The organism is Nocardia asteroides (assembly GCF_900637185.1).
Lineage (GTDB): Bacteria > Actinomycetota > Actinomycetes > Mycobacteriales > Mycobacteriaceae > Nocardia > Nocardia asteroides.
Genome location: NZ_LR134352.1, coordinates 256462 through 272690, shown reverse-complemented (window position 1 = coordinate 272690; position 16229 = coordinate 256462). Strand labels below are relative to the sequence as shown.

Below are 16229 nucleotides of genomic sequence, written 5' to 3'. Positions count from 1 at the left end.
AGGTGAGGCGGCATGGTGAGCGAATCGACGCAGACCTACGGCACCGTGCGCTGGGTGATGCTCGGCGTGCTGTGTGCCAGCCTGTTGCTGGTGGCCATGGACGCCACCATCCTCAATGTGGCGTTGCCGTCGCTCATCGACGACCTGCAGGTCGGTCCGCTCGAGCAGCTGTGGATCATCGACATCTACGGCCTGGTGCTCGGCGGTCTGCTCATCACCACCGGCGCGCTCGGTGACCGGGTGGGCCGGAAGTTGTTGTTCATCAGCGGTTTCGTGCTGTTCGGCGTGGCCTCGGTGATCGCCGCGACGGCGGGCAGCGCGGCCCAGCTGATCGGCGGGCGGGTCCTGCTCGGCGTCGGCGGCGCGATGGTGATGCCCTCGACGCTGTCGCTGATCCGCAATATCTTCGTCGACCCCAGGGAACGCACCATGGCCATCGGGGTGTGGGCGGCGGTGGCCGGCGTCGGTGCGACCGTCGGCCCCATCGTGGGCGGGTTCCTGGTCGAGCATTTCGGGTGGTCGTCGGCGTTCTGGCTGAACGTGCCGGTGGTGCTGGTGACGGTGGTCGTCGGGCTGTGGGTGCTGCCGGAGTACCGGGCGCCGCAGGCGGGGCGCCTGGACTGGTTCGCCGCGGCGCTGTCGATCGCGGGCATCGTGTGTCTGGCCTGGGGTGTCAAGCATCTCGCGAAGGGCGAGGCGACCGCGGTCGACTGGACGGTCCTGCTGATCGGCGTCGGTGCCATGTACTGGTTCGTGCGGCGTCAGCTCGCCGCGGACGACCCGCTGCTGGATGTGCGGCTGTTCCGCAACAGCGTCTTCACCGCGGCCGCCGTCGCGACCCTGCTGGCCATGATGGCCATCGGCGCGGCGATGTTCCTGGTCTCGCTGTGGCTGCAGTACGTGCACGGGTACAGCCCGTCGCAGGCGGGCATCCGGATGCTGCCCGCCGCGCTCACCCTGCTCACCGCCTCGCTGCTCACCCCGTTCCTGATGGAGAAGTTCGGCGTCCGGACGGTGCTCGGTGTCGGCCTCGGCGCGGTCGCGCTCGGATTCCTGCTGCTCGCGGTGAGTCCGGAACCGACCACCTATCCGGTGGTGGCGCTGGTGCTGGTGTCGTTCGGCCTCGGTGACGGCATGGCGGTGACCGCGGCCGCCGCCGTCCTCGTCGGCGCGGTGCCCGCCGATCGGGCCGGTCAGGCGGGCGCGGTGGAGGAGACCAACTACGAGGTGGGCGTCGGCTTCGGCGTCGCGCTGCTCGGCAGCCTGCACGCCAGGATCTTCAGCCAGCACATGGGCGATCTGCCGGTCCCCGCCGACAAGACCGAGCAGGCCACCGGCTCGGTCGGCGGCGCCTACGAGGTGGCCACCGAACTACCCGAACCCGCGCACACCCAGGTCGTCGACGCCGCCGGCTACGCCTTCGACACCGCCCTCACCACCACCTCCTACATCTCCGCTGCGGTGGTCGCCCTGGTCGCCGTCGGCACGGTCTGGCTGGTCCCCCGCGGCTTCCGCGTCACCGGCGGCCACTGACCCTTGACGCAACCAGGTGGTTGCCATACTCTGAGTTGCAACCAAATGGTTGCTACTGACTGAGGAGACATCATGGGATTTCCCGATCAGATCGTCCGGACCGTCGAGCTCGCCCATCCGCCCGCCAAGGTGTGGGCGGCCATCACCACCGCCGAGGGGCTGGCGAGCTGGTTCGGCAATACCGCCGAGATCGACCTGCGCCCGGGCGGGGACATGCGGATGACCTGGAACGAGGGCTTCGCCGCCGACATGCGGGTGGAGCGGGTCGAGGAGCCGACCGTGTTCGGCTACACCTGGCCGATCAACGGCCTGCCCGACGACGACCCGCGCCGCACCTACGTGGAGTTCACCCTCGAACCCAGCGGTGCGGGCACGCGGCTCACCGTGGTCGAATCCGGCTTCGCCCAGCTGTCCGAGGACGCGCACAAGGAGGCGTTCGAGGGCAATGTGGGCGGCTGGAAGAGTGAGCTGGGTGAGCTCACCGAGTACCTCGATGCGGCCTGAACTCGAGGCCACCGCCGAACGGGTCTTCGTCGCGCTGGCCGATCCGAGCAGGCGGTCGGTACTGGCCGCGCTCGCCGCGCACGGACCGTCCACCGCGACCGACCTCGCCGAGCGCCTGCCCATCACCCGGCAGGCGATCGCGAAACACCTCGCCCTGCTCGCCGACGCGGGCCTGGTGATCGCGGAACCGGGCGAACGGCGCCGCGTGCGCTATCGCCTCGATTCCGCGCCGATGCATGTGGCACAACAATTCCTGGCCGCCCTGGCACGCGATTGGGACGGCCCGCTGGACGCGCTCCGCCGCCATCTCGACGGCTGAGCCGGAAGGACACACCATGAACGACAACGATTTCACCGTCACCATCACCGTCGACAAGACACCCGCCGAGGTCTTCGCCGCCGTCAACGACGTGCGCGCCTGGTGGTCCGAGACCATGCAGGGCAGCACCGGAACCGTGGGCGACAGTTACCTTTTCGAGGTTCCGGGCATCCATCGCTGCACGATGACCACCACCGAATCGGTGCCGGGTCGCCGCTTGGTCTGGCACGTCACCGACTCGTGGCTCGGCTTCATCGCCGATACCGCGGAGTGGGAGGACACCGACATCGTCTTCGACATCACCGAGACCCGCGACGGCACCGAACTCCGGTTCACGCACGTGGGGCTGCGGCCTGCGGGCGAATGCTACGAGGTGTGCTCCAACGCCTGGGGCGCCTACATCACGACCAGCCTGCGCGGACTGCTCACCACCGGCGAGGGCGATCCGTTCCGGCGCACCGGCACCGCCGAGTCGGAGTTGCGCAAGCACGGCAACGCCGACCTGGTGGACCTGGACGCCATCGGCTGAGTCAGCCGCGCGGCGCGATCAGCAGGGTCTGGGTGCCGCGCCCGATCGGCCCGGTCTCGTCGAACAGCGCGGATTCGGCGAGGCCGATGCCGTGCGGCTGCGGGTGGGTCACCGCGTCCAGGCAGATCCACTCGCCCACCGGCTGCCGGTGCAGGGTGACGGTGAGATCGGTGTTGATGAACAAATACTTCGACCAGTCGAGCACCGAGCTCACCCCGTTGCCGGAATCGGCCGCGGCCAGCGTCCGTTCCAGCGGGCTCGGCGTGGTGCCCGCGACGATCGGGTACTTCAGCCGGATCCAGCACACCGCGGGCCCCGGCTGTCCGAAAGAGCCTGTCGTGAAGCGGTATTCGATACCGGTGTGGAAACCGATCTGCTGATCGGAGGGGAACACCTCGGGTTCGGTGGCCGCGGGCAGCGGGCGGGTGCCGCTGGGCAGGAACTCCACCGGCAGGTCGAGCGCGGGCTCGCTGAGCTTGAGCCGCCACGCGTTGGCCTGCATCACCGGTCCGCGCTCCGCGGACAGCGTCGCCTGGATCAGCTCCACGCTGCGCCCCGACCGCACCACTTCGGTCCGCACGGTCAGCGGCGCCAACGGCACCGGCCCGAGAATCTCCACCGCCACCCGCCCGACCTGGAACCCCTCGCGCGGCGAACACCGCTCGATGGCATGCCCCAGCAGCGCCGACGGCGGCCCCGCATGCTGCGCGTCCGGCGACCACGGTCCCCGCGTAAGCTCGGTCGAGAGGTACCGGTCCGGATCCCCGGCATCAGGAACATAGAAGGCTTCGGCCACCCCGCCGACGTTACTCCGCCCCTCACCCTGGATCTGCCCACCATGGGGTGATCAACCGACCACCCTCCGGACATCCGGTGCGCACAACCAGCGGCTCGAATACGGTCACTCGGTGTTGTGGTTCAGTCTGATCTTCCTGCCGCTGGTGCTCTGGCCGCTGCTCGCCGCGACCCGCCGGGGGCTGCTGATCGGATTCGCGATACTCGGCGCACTCGCGTTCGCGCAGTACGCGGTGATCAGCCGGTGGATCTTCTACGAGGGACAGGCCACGATGCTCGTCGCGCTGGTGTGCCTGACGATCGCCGTGCTGGTGGCGGGGCCGTCCGTCGAGGACGACTCGGAGGCCGAAGCATCGGCGCGCAGACGAATCGCCTACGTGATCAGCAACGTGTGCTGTGTCCTGATCGCAGTGCCGCTCCTGCTCCTCGGCCTGGCCCTCACCACCGTGGAACGGTGGTCGTGGATCCCCGCCGCCGACGCCATCGGGTCCCTGCCCGATCAACTCTCCGTGCGCTGGACCAAGCCGGGTTACTGCGCCTCCCTGTCGTCCAACAGCAGCTGCACCCGCGAATTCGCCGTCGGCGCCGAGAACGCCACTCCAGACCAGATCACCGACACCCTCCGCCGCCACTTCACCGATACGCGATCGTGCACCTTCGAACACAACCGTGGCTCCACCCCCAGCGGCTACTGGTGGGCCGACTGCGCCGTCGAAGGCTGGCCGCTGGACCGTCACGAAACCAGCCTCACCCTCACCCAACTCCCCGACAACACCATCTCGGTCGTCCTGTACTACCTCGACGATTGGTGAGCGGTGGTGTGGCGGAGAATTTCGGTATGGGGATTTCTGTCTTTGTGCAGGACCAAGTGCACGGTCGGGTGCGGATGTGCGACGGGCGAGTTGCGGACACGCTGTCGGGGATGGTGCTGGGTGCTGGTGCCGGGACGATGCTGGGTGAGATTCATGCCTACGCCGATACGATGTTCAACTGCTACCAATTGACGCTGTTTCTGGACGAGCTCGCGCGCACGCCTACCGGCGACGAGCGTGAAGCCGAGGTCGTCGCTGTCTTGCGGGAGGCGGCTGAGGAGGCGATCGAGCGCAATGGATATCTCTGGTTCAGTGGTGACTGACACGGGCTTCCTGGATCAGGCAGACGGTGTCACGTCTACGCACCAGGTTGCGGTGGTGTCGAGAACTGTCACGTCTTCCTGGTCGAAATCCAGGTCGGACAGGTCGACCGCGCACCAGACGGGGCTGTCGTAGTAGCGGACGAAATAGCGGCGGTGGTCGGCGGCGAGGCCGGCGATGGTGGACCATTCCGTGTATTCGATCGAGTCGGGGCCGTCCTCGCCGGAGCGGACGAATCCCTTGGGGATGTCGAAGCTGTCGAGGATGTGGGCGGCGACGATCGCGGAGGTGGCGGCGTCGGGGGCCGGTTCGGCGGCCTGGGTGAGGGCCACCGCACGGACGAAACGCGACGGTGGGGTGAAATCGCCTGGCAGGCCGAGCATTCCGCTGCCCTGGCCCAGTGCGCTCACGTCGTAACCGGACAGCGGCAAATCGGGGACGTTCACGGCGGAGAGGTTCACGTAGTTCCCCGTGTTGAGCAGGTGCCATTCGAACGGCGGTGAATTCGTGAGGACGGAGAGCGGATTGTCGTGCAGCTGGAGTTCGCCGTCGATGTATTCGGCGACCAGCGAACTGCCGCTCGCGTCGTGCAGCGTGTAGTGCAGTTCGATGGGTTTACCGGTGCCGGGGTCGGGCTGGCCCCACACCAGGACCCGTTCCAGGGCCGCCGCCGCCTCGCTCACCGACGCGCAGGTGGACAGCAGATAGTTGCCGACATCGTGGATCTGCGACATCGACTCGGATTCGCGGCCGACCGGCACGGTCTGGTACTCGGTGAAATTCGGCAGATACAGCGCCCCGAAATACAGTCCGGTTTCGTTCACGCCGTCGAGCAGGCATTCACGACCGAGCAGATTCATCCCGACACTGCCGTAGGTCCCGCGCCAGGAATAGCCGGGGACGGCGGGATCTGGGCTCTTGGCCTGATACGACATCCCGCGGGGAAAGACGAGCAACCGCGATTCGAGATCGAAGGCGAATTCCATGGTCCGTCCGGCGGTGACCGAGCCGTCCTCGGCCGTGACGGTGAACGAGGTGCACATGCAGGTGATCCCTTTCCGGTCGGTACAGAAAAGGCTGCGCAGAAGGTGTTCTGCCGCGACCATGCTAGCCCCGGAAACGGCGGGGACCGGTACGGCGGCGCCGTACCGGTCCCGGGAAACCTGAGGTCAGACGACCGGGAGGTAGACCTTGTTGCCGTGGTCGGCGAACTCGGAGGACTTCTCGGCCATGCCCGCCTCGATGGCGGCCACGTCGGTGAGGCCCTGCTTCTCGGCGTATTCGCGCACGTCGGCGGAGATGCGCATGGAGCAGAACTTCGGGCCGCACATGGAGCAGAAGTGGGCGGTCTTGGCGGGCTCGGCGGGCAGGGTCTCGTCGTGGTATTCGCGGGCGGTGTCCGGGTCGAGCGAGAGCGCGAACTGGTCGTGCCAGCGGAATTCGAAACGGGCCTTGGACAATTCGTTGTCACGGTCCTGGGCGTGCGGGTGGCCCTTGGCGAGGTCGGCGGCGTGGGCGGCGATCTTGTAGGTGATCACGCCGACCTTCACGTCGTCGCGGTTGGGCAGGCCCAGGTGCTCCTTGGGCGTCACGTAGCACAGCATCGCGGTGCCGGCCTGGGCGATGATCGCGGCGCCGATGGCCGAGGTGATGTGGTCGTAGGCGGGGGCGATATCGGTGGCGAGCGGGCCGAGGGTGTAGAACGGCGCTTCCTCGCAGAGCTCTTCCTCCAGGCGGACGTTCTCGACGATCTTGTGCATCGGCACGTGGCCGGGCCCTTCGATCATCACCTGCACGCCATAGGATTTCGCGATCTTGGTGAGCTCGCCCAGGGTGCGCAGCTCGGCGAACTGAGCCTCGTCGTTGGCGTCGGCGATGGAGCCCGGACGCAGGCCGTCACCGAGGGAGAAGGTGACGTCGTACTTCGCGAGGATCTCGCAGAGCTCACGGAAATGCGTGTACAGGAACGATTCCTGGTGATGGGCCAGACACCACGCGGCCATGATGGAACCGCCGCGCGAGACGATGCCGGTGACGCGCTTGGCGGTGAGCGGGATGTAGCGCAGCAGCACGCCCGCGTGCACGGTCATGTAGTCCACGCCCTGCTCGCACTGCTCGATCACGGTGTCGCGGTACATCTCCCAGGTGAGCTTGGTGGGATCACCGTTCACCTTCTCCAGCGCCTGGTAGATCGGCACGGTGCCGATCGGCACGGGGGAGTTGCGCAGGATCCACTCGCGGGTCTCGTGGATGTTCTTGCCGGTCGACAGGTCCATGATGGTGTCGGCGCCCCAGCGCGAGGCCCACACCATCTTCTCGACCTCCTCGGCGATCGAGGACGACACCGCCGAGTTGCCGATATTGGCGTTGATCTTCACCAGGAACTTCTTGCCGATGATGGTCGGCTCCAGCTCCGGATGCTTGTGGTTGGCGGGGATCACCGCGCGACCGGCGGCGACCTCGTCGCGCACCAGCTCCGGCGCGACGCCCTCGCGCGCGGCGATGAAGCGCATCTCCGAGGTGATGATGCCCTGGCGCGCCCAGGCGAGCTGGGTGGGCGGGCCGTCGACAGCGGGCTTGTCCCACTCGTCGCGCAGCTTGGGCAGACCGGCCTCGAGGTCGATCACCGCGTTGTCGTCGGTGTACGGGCCGGAGGTGTCGAACACGTCGAAGTGATCGCCGTTGGTGAGGTTGATCCGGCGCACCGGAATGCGCAGGCCGTCGACCTCCTGGTAGTGCTTGACGCTGCCCTGGATCGGCCCGGTGGTGACGGTGTCGACCGGAGCGGAGCTGCCGTTCGAAGACGTGGCTGTGCCCATGATGTTTCCTCCCTACGCCGGCATTACCCGGTCAGGTTCATACGGTCGACAGCCCTGATCGCCCGGAAAATGGGCTAGCTGTCCTCTCAGCCCGCTGGTGCGAGCCCCCGTTGGCGTGTGAAATTGTCCGGCCCGACCATACCCGCCGCCCCGGGCGACCCGCCCGGGAAGTCCGGGACGGGCCGCGCGAGGTTCAGACCGCGGCCGGGGCGCGCTCGGGCTCGTCGATCGGTCCGGGGGCGGTTTCGTCGGCTTCGTGCAGGCCGAACTTGTTGTGCAGCACCACCAGTGGCTTGGGCGCCCACCAGTTCCAGGTGCCCATCATCCGCATCAGCGCCGGGGCGAGCAGGCCGCGGATGACGGTGGCGTCGCTGATCACCGCCAGCGCGCAGCCGAGGCCGAACAGCTTCATCATCGACACACCCGAGGTGGCGACGCCGAGGAACACGATGCTCATCAGCAGCGCGGCGGCGGTGAAGATGCGGCCGGTGCGGGCCACGCCCATGGCGACGGCCTCGGTGTTGCCCTCGGTGGTCTTGGGTCCGGCCAGCCATTCCTCCCGGATCCGGGACAGCAGGAACACCTCGTAGTCCATCGAGGCGCCGAACGCCAGGCTGAACATGAGGATCGGCATGGCCAGGTTGAGCGTGCCGGTGGAGGTGAAGCCGAGCAGCCCCGACAGGTTGCCCTCCTGGAAGATCCACACCATCGCGCCGAAGGTCGCCGCCAGCGACAGGATGTTGAGCACCAGCGCCTTCACCGGCAGCACCACACTGCCGGTGAACAGGAACAGCAGCACCAGGGTGGTGATCGCGATCAGCGCGCCGGCCAGCGGCAGGCGGCCGGTGATGGCCTCCACGGAGTCCTGGTTCAGCGCGGCCGGGCCGGTGACCAGCGCGTTCGAGGGTGCGGGGACGGCGCGGACGGAGTCGAGCTGGGCCCGGCCCGCGTCCGAGTAGGGATCGAGCCTGGTGCCGACCGAGAGATAGGCGCCCTGGGCCGGGTCCGTCATCTCGGGCACGCCCGCGGCGACCCGCAGTCCGTTGCGATACACGGCCGCGCTGCTCAGCACCGCGGGCACATCGGGCACCTTGGACAGCTCGCGGGCGTAGGCGTCGAGGTCGGCGGCGGAGCCGTGGAAGTCCGGCAGCACCACGGTGGCGCTGGCCGCCATGTCGGCGTCGAACTCGGTGCGCAGCACGTCGCCCACCTCGCGGCTGGCCACGCCGGTGGGCAGCGAGCGGTCGTCCGGGTAGCCGAACTGCACGCCGAGGAACGGCGAACCGAGCAGCAGCAGGAACGCGGTGGTCGCCAGCGCGATCGGCAGCGGCCGCTTCATCACCCAGGTGACCAGGCGGTACCAGAAGGTCTGCCGCGGCTGCTTCTCCACGCGCGGGGCCAGCCGGAACCAGCGGCGCAGCGGGGTGCGCAGGTCACCCGCGTCGATGCGGGTGCCGACCAGGATGAGCAGCGCGGGCAGCACGATCACGGCGGCGGCGGTCGCGGCGGCGACGACCGCGATGCCCGCGTAGGCGAAGGACTTGAAGAAGTACTGCGGGAACACCAGCAGCGCCGACAGCGACAGGGCCACGACCAGCGCCGAGTACACCACCGTGCGGCCCGCGGTGCGGATCGACCGGATCACCGCGTCGACGGGGGCGGCGCCCGCGGTCAGCTCCTCGCGATAGCGGCTGACGATGAACAGGCTGTAGTCGATGGCCAGCGCCAGCCCGAGCGCGGTGGTCATGTTCAGCGCGAAGATCGACACATCGGTGACCGCGGTCAGCACCCGCAGGATGCCCAGCGCGGCCGCGATGGCGAACAGGCCGATGGCGATGGGCAGCGCGGCGGCCACGACACTGCCGAACACCAGTGCCAGCAGCAGACCGGTGATCGGGATGGCGACCGCCTCGGCGATGACCAGGTCCTTGGAGATCTGGGTGTTGATGTCGGAGAAGGAGGCCGCGAGACCGCCCGCCTCCACCGTCACCGGCTCGCCCTCGACCTGGATTTCCTTGCTGATCTTGCCCGCGCGTTCGGGGAGTTCGGCGTCGTCGCCCTCGATGCTGGCCAGAATGAGCGCCCGCTTGCCGTCCTTGCTGCGCAGGGCCTGCTTCAGGTCGGGCCGCGAGGTCCAGTACGACTGCACCCCGCTGACCTCGGGATAGGTGCGCAGCTGGGCGATCGCCCGGTCGGCCGCGGCCGCGGCGGCCGGGGAATCGGCCGAGTCGGGAGCCGTGACGAGCAGGACGTAGTTCGGCTCGGAGCCGGGGAAATGCTCGCTCAGGTACTGGCTGGCCCGCACCGAGTCGAGATCGTCGGTGACGAAACCGCCCGATTTCATATGCGAGTGCACGGTGGCGCCGATCGCGCCACACAGGATCATCAGCAACAGCGCGACCGCGACCACCAGCCGTGGTCGGCCCACGGCGGCGCGGGCGATTCTCGTCAACATCGTCGGGGGCTCTCTTTCGTGAACGTCGAACGTCACGGTAGCCCGCGCCGAAATATTTCCGATACCACCTCTAGGTGGAAGATGCGGTAGTACTATCTCCGCCCCTGGGTGGATGCCGCGCCGTCCCGGGTGCCCGCCTCAGGGGACGCGGGCAGGCAGTATCCGCCCGCTGACCTCGCCCAGCCCGATGCGCCGTCCCGCGGGGCCGGGCGCGGTCGCGGTGATGGTCACTTCGTCGCCGTCGGCCAGGAAGGTGCGTGAGTCATCGCCGATGCTGATCGGTTCTGTTCCGCCCCAAGACAATTCGATGAAGGACCCGCGCTGATCCGGTGCCGGGCCGGAGATGGTGCCGGAGGCGTAGAGATCGCCGGGGCGGATCGAGGCGCCGTTGGCGGTGAGGTGGGCCAGCATCTGCGCCGGTGACCAGTACATGTGCGCGTAGGGCGGGTGCGCGACGACCGCGCCGTTCCAGGCGACGCGCAGGTCGATGTCGTAGCCGTGCTCCGCGGTGCCGCGCAGGTAGGGGAGCGGCGGCGGCTCCTGGACGGGCAGCGGCACCCGCGCCTCGGTCAGCGCCGCGAGCGGCGTGATCCAGGCGGAGAGCGAGGTGCCGAACGACTTGCCCAGGAACGGGCCCAGCGGCTGGTACTCCCAGGCCTGGATGTCGCGGGCCGACCAGTCGTTCACCAGGGCCACGCCGAAGACGTGCTCGGCGAAGTCGTCGACCCCGACCGGGACCCCGAGCATCGATCCCGAGCCGACCACGAAGCCCAGCTCGGCTTCGATGTCCAGGCGCCGCGACGGGCCGAAATCCGGTGCGCCCGAATCGGTCCTGCGCTGGCCCAGCGGCCGGATCACCGGCGTGCCGGACACGACGACCGTGCCGGCGCGGCCGTGATATCCCACCGGCAGATGCCGCCAATTCGGCAGCAGCGGTTCGCTGTCGGGCCGGAACAGCCTGCCCAGATTGGTGGCGTGGTCGATACTGGCGTAGAAGTCGACATAGTCGCCGACGCGGATCGGCAGCGCCACCCGCACCGCGTTGAGCGGATGCACCGCGTCGATGGGGAGTTCGGTGTCGGCGAGGTCGCGCAATCGGGCACGCACCGTGCGCCAGCGGTCGGGGCCCGCCGCCAGGAAGGCGTTGAGGTCGGGCCGGGCGAAGATCGGGTCGCCCAGCAGCGCGACGAGATCCAGCACGGTGTCGCCGAGCCGCACCCCGGCCCGGAAGTCGCCGCCGGGCGGGGCGAAGATCCCGTACGGCATGTTCTCCGGCCCGAACAGCGAGTCCGGCGCCACCTCCACCCGCAACAGGCGCCCGGTCATCGCGGCGCAGGCCCTCGGCCCGACCAGGTCCACGCGTACCCGAGATCCTCGCAGGCCAGCGCGCCCTCGCCGAGTTGCAGCGGGCGGAAGGTATCGACCATCACGGCCAGTTCGTCGAAGAACTCGGCGCCGATGCTGCGCTCGTAGGCACCCGGCTGCGGCCCGTGCGCGTACCCGCCCGGATGGACCGACACCGAGCCCTGGGCGATGCCCGAACCCCGGCGCGCCTCGTAGTTCCCGCCGCAATAGAACATGATCTCGTCGGAGTCGACATTGGAGTGGTAGTACGGCACCGGGATCGACAGCGGGTGATAGTCCACCTTGCGCGGCACGAAATTGCAGACCACGAAGTTGACGGCCTCGAACGCCTGATGCGCGGGCGGCGGCTGATGCACGCGTCCGGTGATCGGTTCGAAGTCGGCGATATCGAAGGTGTACGGATACAGGCAGCCGTCCCAGCCGACCACGTCGAACGGATGCGTCGCGTAGGTCAGCCTGGTGCCGACCACTTCGGCTCCCGGCCGGTGTTTCACCAGCACCTCCACATCGGTGCCCTCGGCCAGCAGCGGTGCCGTGGGCCCGTGCAGGTCGCGCTCGCAGTAGGGCGAATTCTCCAGCAGCTGGCCGAATTTCGACAGGTACCGCTTGGGCGGGGTGAGGTGACTGGACGCCTCGATCACGTAGGCGCGCAACGGTTCCTCGCCGGTGGGCAGCCAGCGGTGGGTGGTCGCCCGGGGGATGATCACCTGGTCACCCTGGTCGGCGGTCAGCGTGCCGAAGACGCTTTCGACCACGGCCGCACCGGATTCCACGTAGACGAGTTCGTCGCCGATGGCATTGCGGTACAGCGGCGAGGCGCCCTTGGCGACCACGTACGAGATTCGCACGTCGGGATTGCCGAGCAGCAGGCGACGGCCGGTCACGGGGTCGGTCCGGGCGGGGGTGTCGCCGGGGAACAGGTCGGGCAGGCGTAGATGCCGGTGGCGCAGTGGATGATTCGGGGTGAGCTTCTGGTCGGGCAGCTCCCACACCGTGGCGTCGACGATCGCGGGCGGCAGGCCACGGTGATAGAGCAGCGAGGAGTCGCCGGAGAAACCCTCCTCGCCCATCAGCTCCTCGTAGTAGAGGTTGCCCCGCTCGTCGCGGTGCTGGGTGTGCCGCTTCGGCGGCACGGTCCCCACCTGCCGGTAGAAAGCCACAAGCACACCTCCCGCTTCGTCGCAGGCCGGATGGTCCTTGCCATCCACGGTACCGCCGTGGGCGTGCTCAGTCGGTGAACTCCGCGATGACCGGGGCGTGGTCGCTGGCGCCCTTGCCCTTGCGTTCCTCCCGGTCCACGTGGGCGTCCTTCACCCGGTCGGCCAGGGCGGGGGAGGCCAGCACGAAGTCGATGCGCATGCCTTCCTTACGGGGGAAACGCAGCTGGGTGTAGTCCCAGTAGGTGAAGACGCCGGGGCCGGGGGCGAACGGGCGCATCACGTCGCGGAAGCCGGTGTCGAGCACGGACTGGAAGGCGGCGCGCTCCGGAACCGAGGTGTGGGTCTTGCCCTCGAAGAACTCCGGCGACCACACGTCGTCGTCGGTGGGGGCGATGTTCCAGTCGCCGACCAGCGCGATCTGAGCTTCGGGGTCGTCGGCCAGCCACTCGCTCGCCCGTTCCCGCAGAGTCGACAGCCAGTTCAGCTTGTAGGTGTAGTGCGGGTCGCCGAGGGCGCGCCCGTTGGGGACGTAGAGGCTCCACACCCGCACCCCGCCGCAGGTCGCGCCGATGGCCCTGGCCTCGACCACCGGCGATTCCAGCAGCGCGTCGCCCGCGTTCTTGTCGAAACCGGGCTGGCCCGCGAAGGCCGTCTCGACATCGGTGAGGCCGACCCGGGACACGATGGCCACGCCGTTCCACTGGTTCAGCCCCACATGGGCGACCTCGTAGCCGGCCGCGTCGAACTGTTCGTAGGGAAACTGGTCATCGCGGCACTTGGTCTCCTGGATCGCCAGCACGTCGATGTCGTGGCGGTCGAGGAAGGCGATCACCCGGTCCACGCGGGAGCGGACCGAATTGACGTTCCAGGTGGCGAGACGCAAGGCGGATTCCTTTCTAGGCCGCGCTCGGCGGCGCGGCGTAGCGGTAACTGTGGTGTTCGAGGAAGCCCAGGTCGCGGTAGAGCGCGAGCCCGGCGGCATTGCCCATCTCCACCTGCACGTAGGCGTGGGTCGCGCCGTGCTCGGCACCCCAGCGGATCAGCTCGGCGCACAGCAGCGCGGCCAGGCCGTTGCGGCGGTGCGCGGTCGCCACGGCGACGCAGGTCAAGCCGACCCAGCGCCTGCCGTCGGGCGCGGTGGTCACCGCGCCGCGCCCGATCGCCAGCGGCTCGGGCACGCCGAGCGAGGCGAAGCCGACCGCGCCGTCGAGCACCGAGGTGAGTACCTCACGGTCCGGCACGCGCACGGCCGGATCGAGGCCGATCTCGCCGCGGTAGCGGTGCATCGCCAGCCAGCCGTCGTCGGGCGCCGCGGCGACCCGGACCATCGACGGACCTTGCGGCAGCACGAAATTCGAGATGTCGAGGCCGAGTACCACGGTCTCGCTCCAGGTGTTCCAGCCCGGCGGCACCGGGGCCAGCCGGTCCGGCAGTTGCAGCAGCAGCGGCAGGTCGTTGGCGGTGTACCAGTCCGCGATCCGGCGCATGGTGTCGATCGACAGCACCGCGGGCACGCCGGACTCACCCAGCGGCACCGCCGAATTCGCGCGTCCGGTGTAGCCGTTGCCCGCGCGCGCCAGCCAGCCGTCGATCCACAGGTGGTGGCGGCCGGGCCAGGCGGCGGCCGCTGCGGCCTCCAGCGAGCGGATCTCCTTGGTGCGAATCGGCCTCGGCCCCAAGGCTTTCAGCGCCACCACCCGATCGGGCGACACCGCGACCAGCTCGCCCTCGGCGGTGCGCACCGACGGCGGATCCAGCGACACCAGCTCGCCGATCACATCGGTGAGCGGCTGGGGATAACCCTCGGGCAGCTGGTACCGCATGACGACGCGGCGGCCGAGGGGGATTTCAGTCGTCATGGCCGAACGGGTCGGGCACGGTGCCGGGGATCCAGCTCAGACCCGGTGTGCCCCAGCCGTTGCGCTTGATCGCCTTCTTGGCGGCGCGGGCGTTGCGGCCGATCAGCACGTCGACGTAGAGGAAACCGTCGAGGTGGCCCACCTCGTGCTGGAGCATCCTGGCGAAGAAGCCGGTGCCCTCGAGCTCGACCGGTTCGCCCTGCTCGTCGGTACCGGTGACGCGGGCCCAGTCGGCGCGGCCGGTGGGGAACTGCTCGCCCGGCACCGACAGGCAGCCCTCCTCGTCCTCGTCCGGATCGGGCATGGTCTCCGGGATCGCGGAGGTCTCCAGCACCGGGTTCACCACCACGCCCTTGCGGCGGATCGGCTTGCCCGCGGCGTCGAAGTCGGGGCAGTCGTAGACGAACAGGCGCTTGCCGACGCCGACCTGGTTGGCCGCCAGGCCGACACCCTTGGATTCGGCGAGCGTGTCGTACATGTCCGCGATCAGCTCGGCCAGCTCCGCGGGCGTCTCCGTCACCGGTGCGGTGGGGTTGTGGAGGACGGGGTCGCCGACGATCACGATCGGGAGAATTGCCATGGCCGCCATTATCGCCGCTCTCGCGCGTGCGCGAGCGGCGACCCCTGTGGCTTGCGCCACCTACTGGCCCGTAGTCAACACGCCGGGACATCGGTCGGAGGATCCGGCCGGTACATGGTTGAATGATCCGCGACGTGCAAGCGTCATTTTCATCTCGTGATACTCGGCGAGGGAGCAAGATGGACGGCGCAGCGGCTCGCGACATCGAGGCTCGGACGACGGAAGACGCGGCCATCGACGGCGGCAGCGGTCTGAGTCGCCGGGAGCTCGACATCCTCGACTTCGAACGCAAATGGTGGAAATACGCGGGCGCCAAGGAAGACGCGATCCGCGAACTGTTCGCCATGTCGGCCACCAGGTACTACCAGGTACTCAACGCGGTCGTGGACAAGGAAGAAGCGCTGGCGGCGGACCCGATGCTGGTCAAGCGGCTGCGCAGGCTGCGGGCGAGCAGGCAGAAGGCCCGCGCGGCCCGCCGGCTCGGTTTCCAGGTCTGACATGACTGCCACATCACCCACCTTGCGACTAGGGTTGCGCGGGTGAGCAACCCGAATCCCGCCCCCGGCGGCCCGCCGCTGCGCGCGCTGGCGATGGTGTTGATCGCGCTGGCCATCGTCTTCGCCGGTCTGGGCGCGATGTCGTTGTCGAACTCCGATGCCGAGCCCACCGAGGCCGCCGAGTCGTCGGAGACGACGACCTCCAGCGTCGTCGCGCAGGCCCCGGCCACCACGGCCGCGCCGACGACGACCAGCGCGGCCGCGGCGCCGACCACGACGACCGTCGCCCCGACCACCACCACCGCGGCCCCGACCACCACCGCGCCCGCCGCGGCGGGCGTGGATCAGAGTGTGCCGGTGCGAGTGCTGAACAACAGCCTGGTCGCGGGCCTGGCCGCGCGGACCGCGAGCGATCTGACCGCCTCGGGCTGGAGCAATGTCAGCACCGGGAACTACAGCGGCAGCAACCTGACCACCACCACGGTGTTCTACGGCGGCGGCGCGGGCGACAAGGCCGCGGCCACCGAGATCGCCGCGGAGATCGGCGGAACGGTCGCGCCCAAGACCGGTGACAGCACGCCGGGCGTCGTCGTGGTGCTGACCGGTCGCTGAAACGAGGCACGGCACGCGGTGCCGGGTGGGGTGTCCGCGCTGTGGCATCATCTTGAGCGGTACAGCCCC

The 16229-nt window shown here is 69.0% G+C and carries 17 protein-coding genes; 8 read left to right on the top strand and 9 right to left on the bottom strand.

Annotated elements, in window-relative coordinates:
* Positions 1–12 precede the first annotated feature (12 nt).
* The 4 genes from EL493_RS01420 to EL493_RS01405 all read left to right on the top strand — a co-directional run bounded on the left by EL493_RS01420 (position 13) and on the right by EL493_RS01405 (position 2885).
* Positions 13–1533, top strand: coding sequence for an MFS transporter (locus EL493_RS01420; protein WP_019049656.1), 1521 nt, complete (start codon positions 13–15; stop codon positions 1531–1533).
* 72 nt (positions 1534–1605) lie between these two features.
* On the top strand, positions 1606–2037 hold the full coding sequence (locus EL493_RS01415) for an SRPBCC domain-containing protein (RefSeq protein WP_019049655.1): 432 nt from the start codon (positions 1606–1608) through the stop codon (positions 2035–2037).
* Positions 2027–2356: an ArsR/SmtB family transcription factor gene (locus EL493_RS01410; RefSeq protein WP_019049654.1), complete on the top strand. Its 330-nt coding sequence runs from the start codon at positions 2027–2029 to the stop codon at positions 2354–2356. The genes EL493_RS01415 and EL493_RS01410 overlap by 11 nt, the downstream gene beginning before the upstream one ends.
* 16 nt (positions 2357–2372) lie before the next feature.
* On the top strand, positions 2373–2885 hold the full coding sequence (locus tag EL493_RS01405; RefSeq protein ID WP_019049653.1) for an SRPBCC family protein: 513 nt from the start codon (positions 2373–2375) through the stop codon (positions 2883–2885).
* A gap of 1 nt (position 2886) precedes the next feature.
* Here EL493_RS01405 and EL493_RS01400 read toward each other — a convergent pair whose 3' ends face one another.
* Positions 2887–3681 (bottom strand): thioesterase family protein, encoded by a 795-nt coding sequence (locus EL493_RS01400; RefSeq protein ID WP_022566120.1) that lies wholly within the window; start codon positions 3679–3681, stop codon positions 2887–2889.
* A 112-nt stretch (positions 3682–3793) separates the two neighbouring features.
* On the opposite strand from EL493_RS01400, the gene EL493_RS01395 reads away from it, so the two are divergent.
* Positions 3794–4492, top strand: a complete 699-nt coding sequence (locus tag EL493_RS01395) for a hypothetical protein (RefSeq protein WP_019049651.1) — start codon at positions 3794–3796, stop codon at positions 4490–4492.
* A gap of 26 nt (positions 4493–4518) precedes the next feature.
* Positions 4519–4815, top strand: a complete 297-nt coding sequence (locus EL493_RS01390; RefSeq protein WP_036835097.1) for a hypothetical protein — start codon at positions 4519–4521, stop codon at positions 4813–4815.
* 15 nt (positions 4816–4830) lie between these two features.
* Here EL493_RS01390 and EL493_RS01385 read toward each other — a convergent pair whose 3' ends face one another.
* From EL493_RS01385 to EL493_RS01350, 8 genes are all read right to left on the bottom strand, one after another.
* Complete coding sequence (locus tag EL493_RS01385; protein WP_019049649.1) at positions 4831–5856, bottom strand: linear amide C-N hydrolase; 1026 nt, start codon at positions 5854–5856, stop codon at positions 4831–4833.
* Positions 5857–5982: 126 nt separating this feature from the next.
* Positions 5983–7632, bottom strand: coding sequence for a phosphomethylpyrimidine synthase ThiC (gene thiC, locus EL493_RS01380; RefSeq protein WP_019049648.1), 1650 nt, complete (start codon positions 7630–7632; stop codon positions 5983–5985).
* 193 nt (positions 7633–7825) lie between these two features.
* The gene (locus EL493_RS01375) at positions 7826–10087 is read right to left on the bottom strand and encodes an MMPL family transporter (RefSeq protein ID WP_019049647.1); all 2262 of its coding nucleotides are present in this window, start codon (positions 10085–10087) and stop codon (positions 7826–7828) included.
* 138 nt (positions 10088–10225) lie between these two features.
* Positions 10226–11413: a fumarylacetoacetase gene (gene fahA, locus EL493_RS01370; RefSeq protein ID WP_022566122.1), complete on the bottom strand. Its 1188-nt coding sequence runs from the start codon at positions 11411–11413 to the stop codon at positions 10226–10228.
* Positions 11410–12612, bottom strand: a complete 1203-nt coding sequence (locus EL493_RS01365) for a homogentisate 1,2-dioxygenase (RefSeq protein WP_022566123.1) — start codon at positions 12610–12612, stop codon at positions 11410–11412. The genes fahA and EL493_RS01365 overlap by 4 nt, the downstream gene beginning before the upstream one ends.
* Positions 12613–12679: 67 nt before the next feature.
* A complete protein-coding gene (locus tag EL493_RS01360; RefSeq protein WP_022566124.1) occupies positions 12680–13495 on the bottom strand; it encodes an exodeoxyribonuclease III in 816 nt (271 codons plus the stop codon).
* Positions 13496–13508: 13 nt separating this feature from the next.
* Positions 13509–14471 (bottom strand): N-acetylglutamate synthase, CG3035 family, encoded by a 963-nt coding sequence (locus EL493_RS01355; protein WP_030201336.1) that lies wholly within the window; start codon positions 14469–14471, stop codon positions 13509–13511.
* Positions 14461–15051: a peptide deformylase gene (locus tag EL493_RS01350; protein ID WP_030201334.1), complete on the bottom strand. Its 591-nt coding sequence runs from the start codon at positions 15049–15051 to the stop codon at positions 14461–14463. Before EL493_RS01350 ends, EL493_RS01355 begins: the two co-directional genes overlap by 11 nt.
* Positions 15052–15230: 179 nt before the next feature.
* Between EL493_RS01350 and EL493_RS01345 the strand changes: the two genes are divergently transcribed.
* A complete protein-coding gene (locus tag EL493_RS01345) occupies positions 15231–15548 on the top strand; it encodes a DUF3263 domain-containing protein (protein WP_019049641.1) in 318 nt (105 codons plus the stop codon).
* Between the two features lie 42 nt (positions 15549–15590).
* The gene (locus EL493_RS01340; protein ID WP_019049640.1) at positions 15591–16160 is read left to right on the top strand and encodes a LytR C-terminal domain-containing protein; all 570 of its coding nucleotides are present in this window, start codon (positions 15591–15593) and stop codon (positions 16158–16160) included.
* Positions 16161–16229 lie beyond the last annotated feature (69 nt).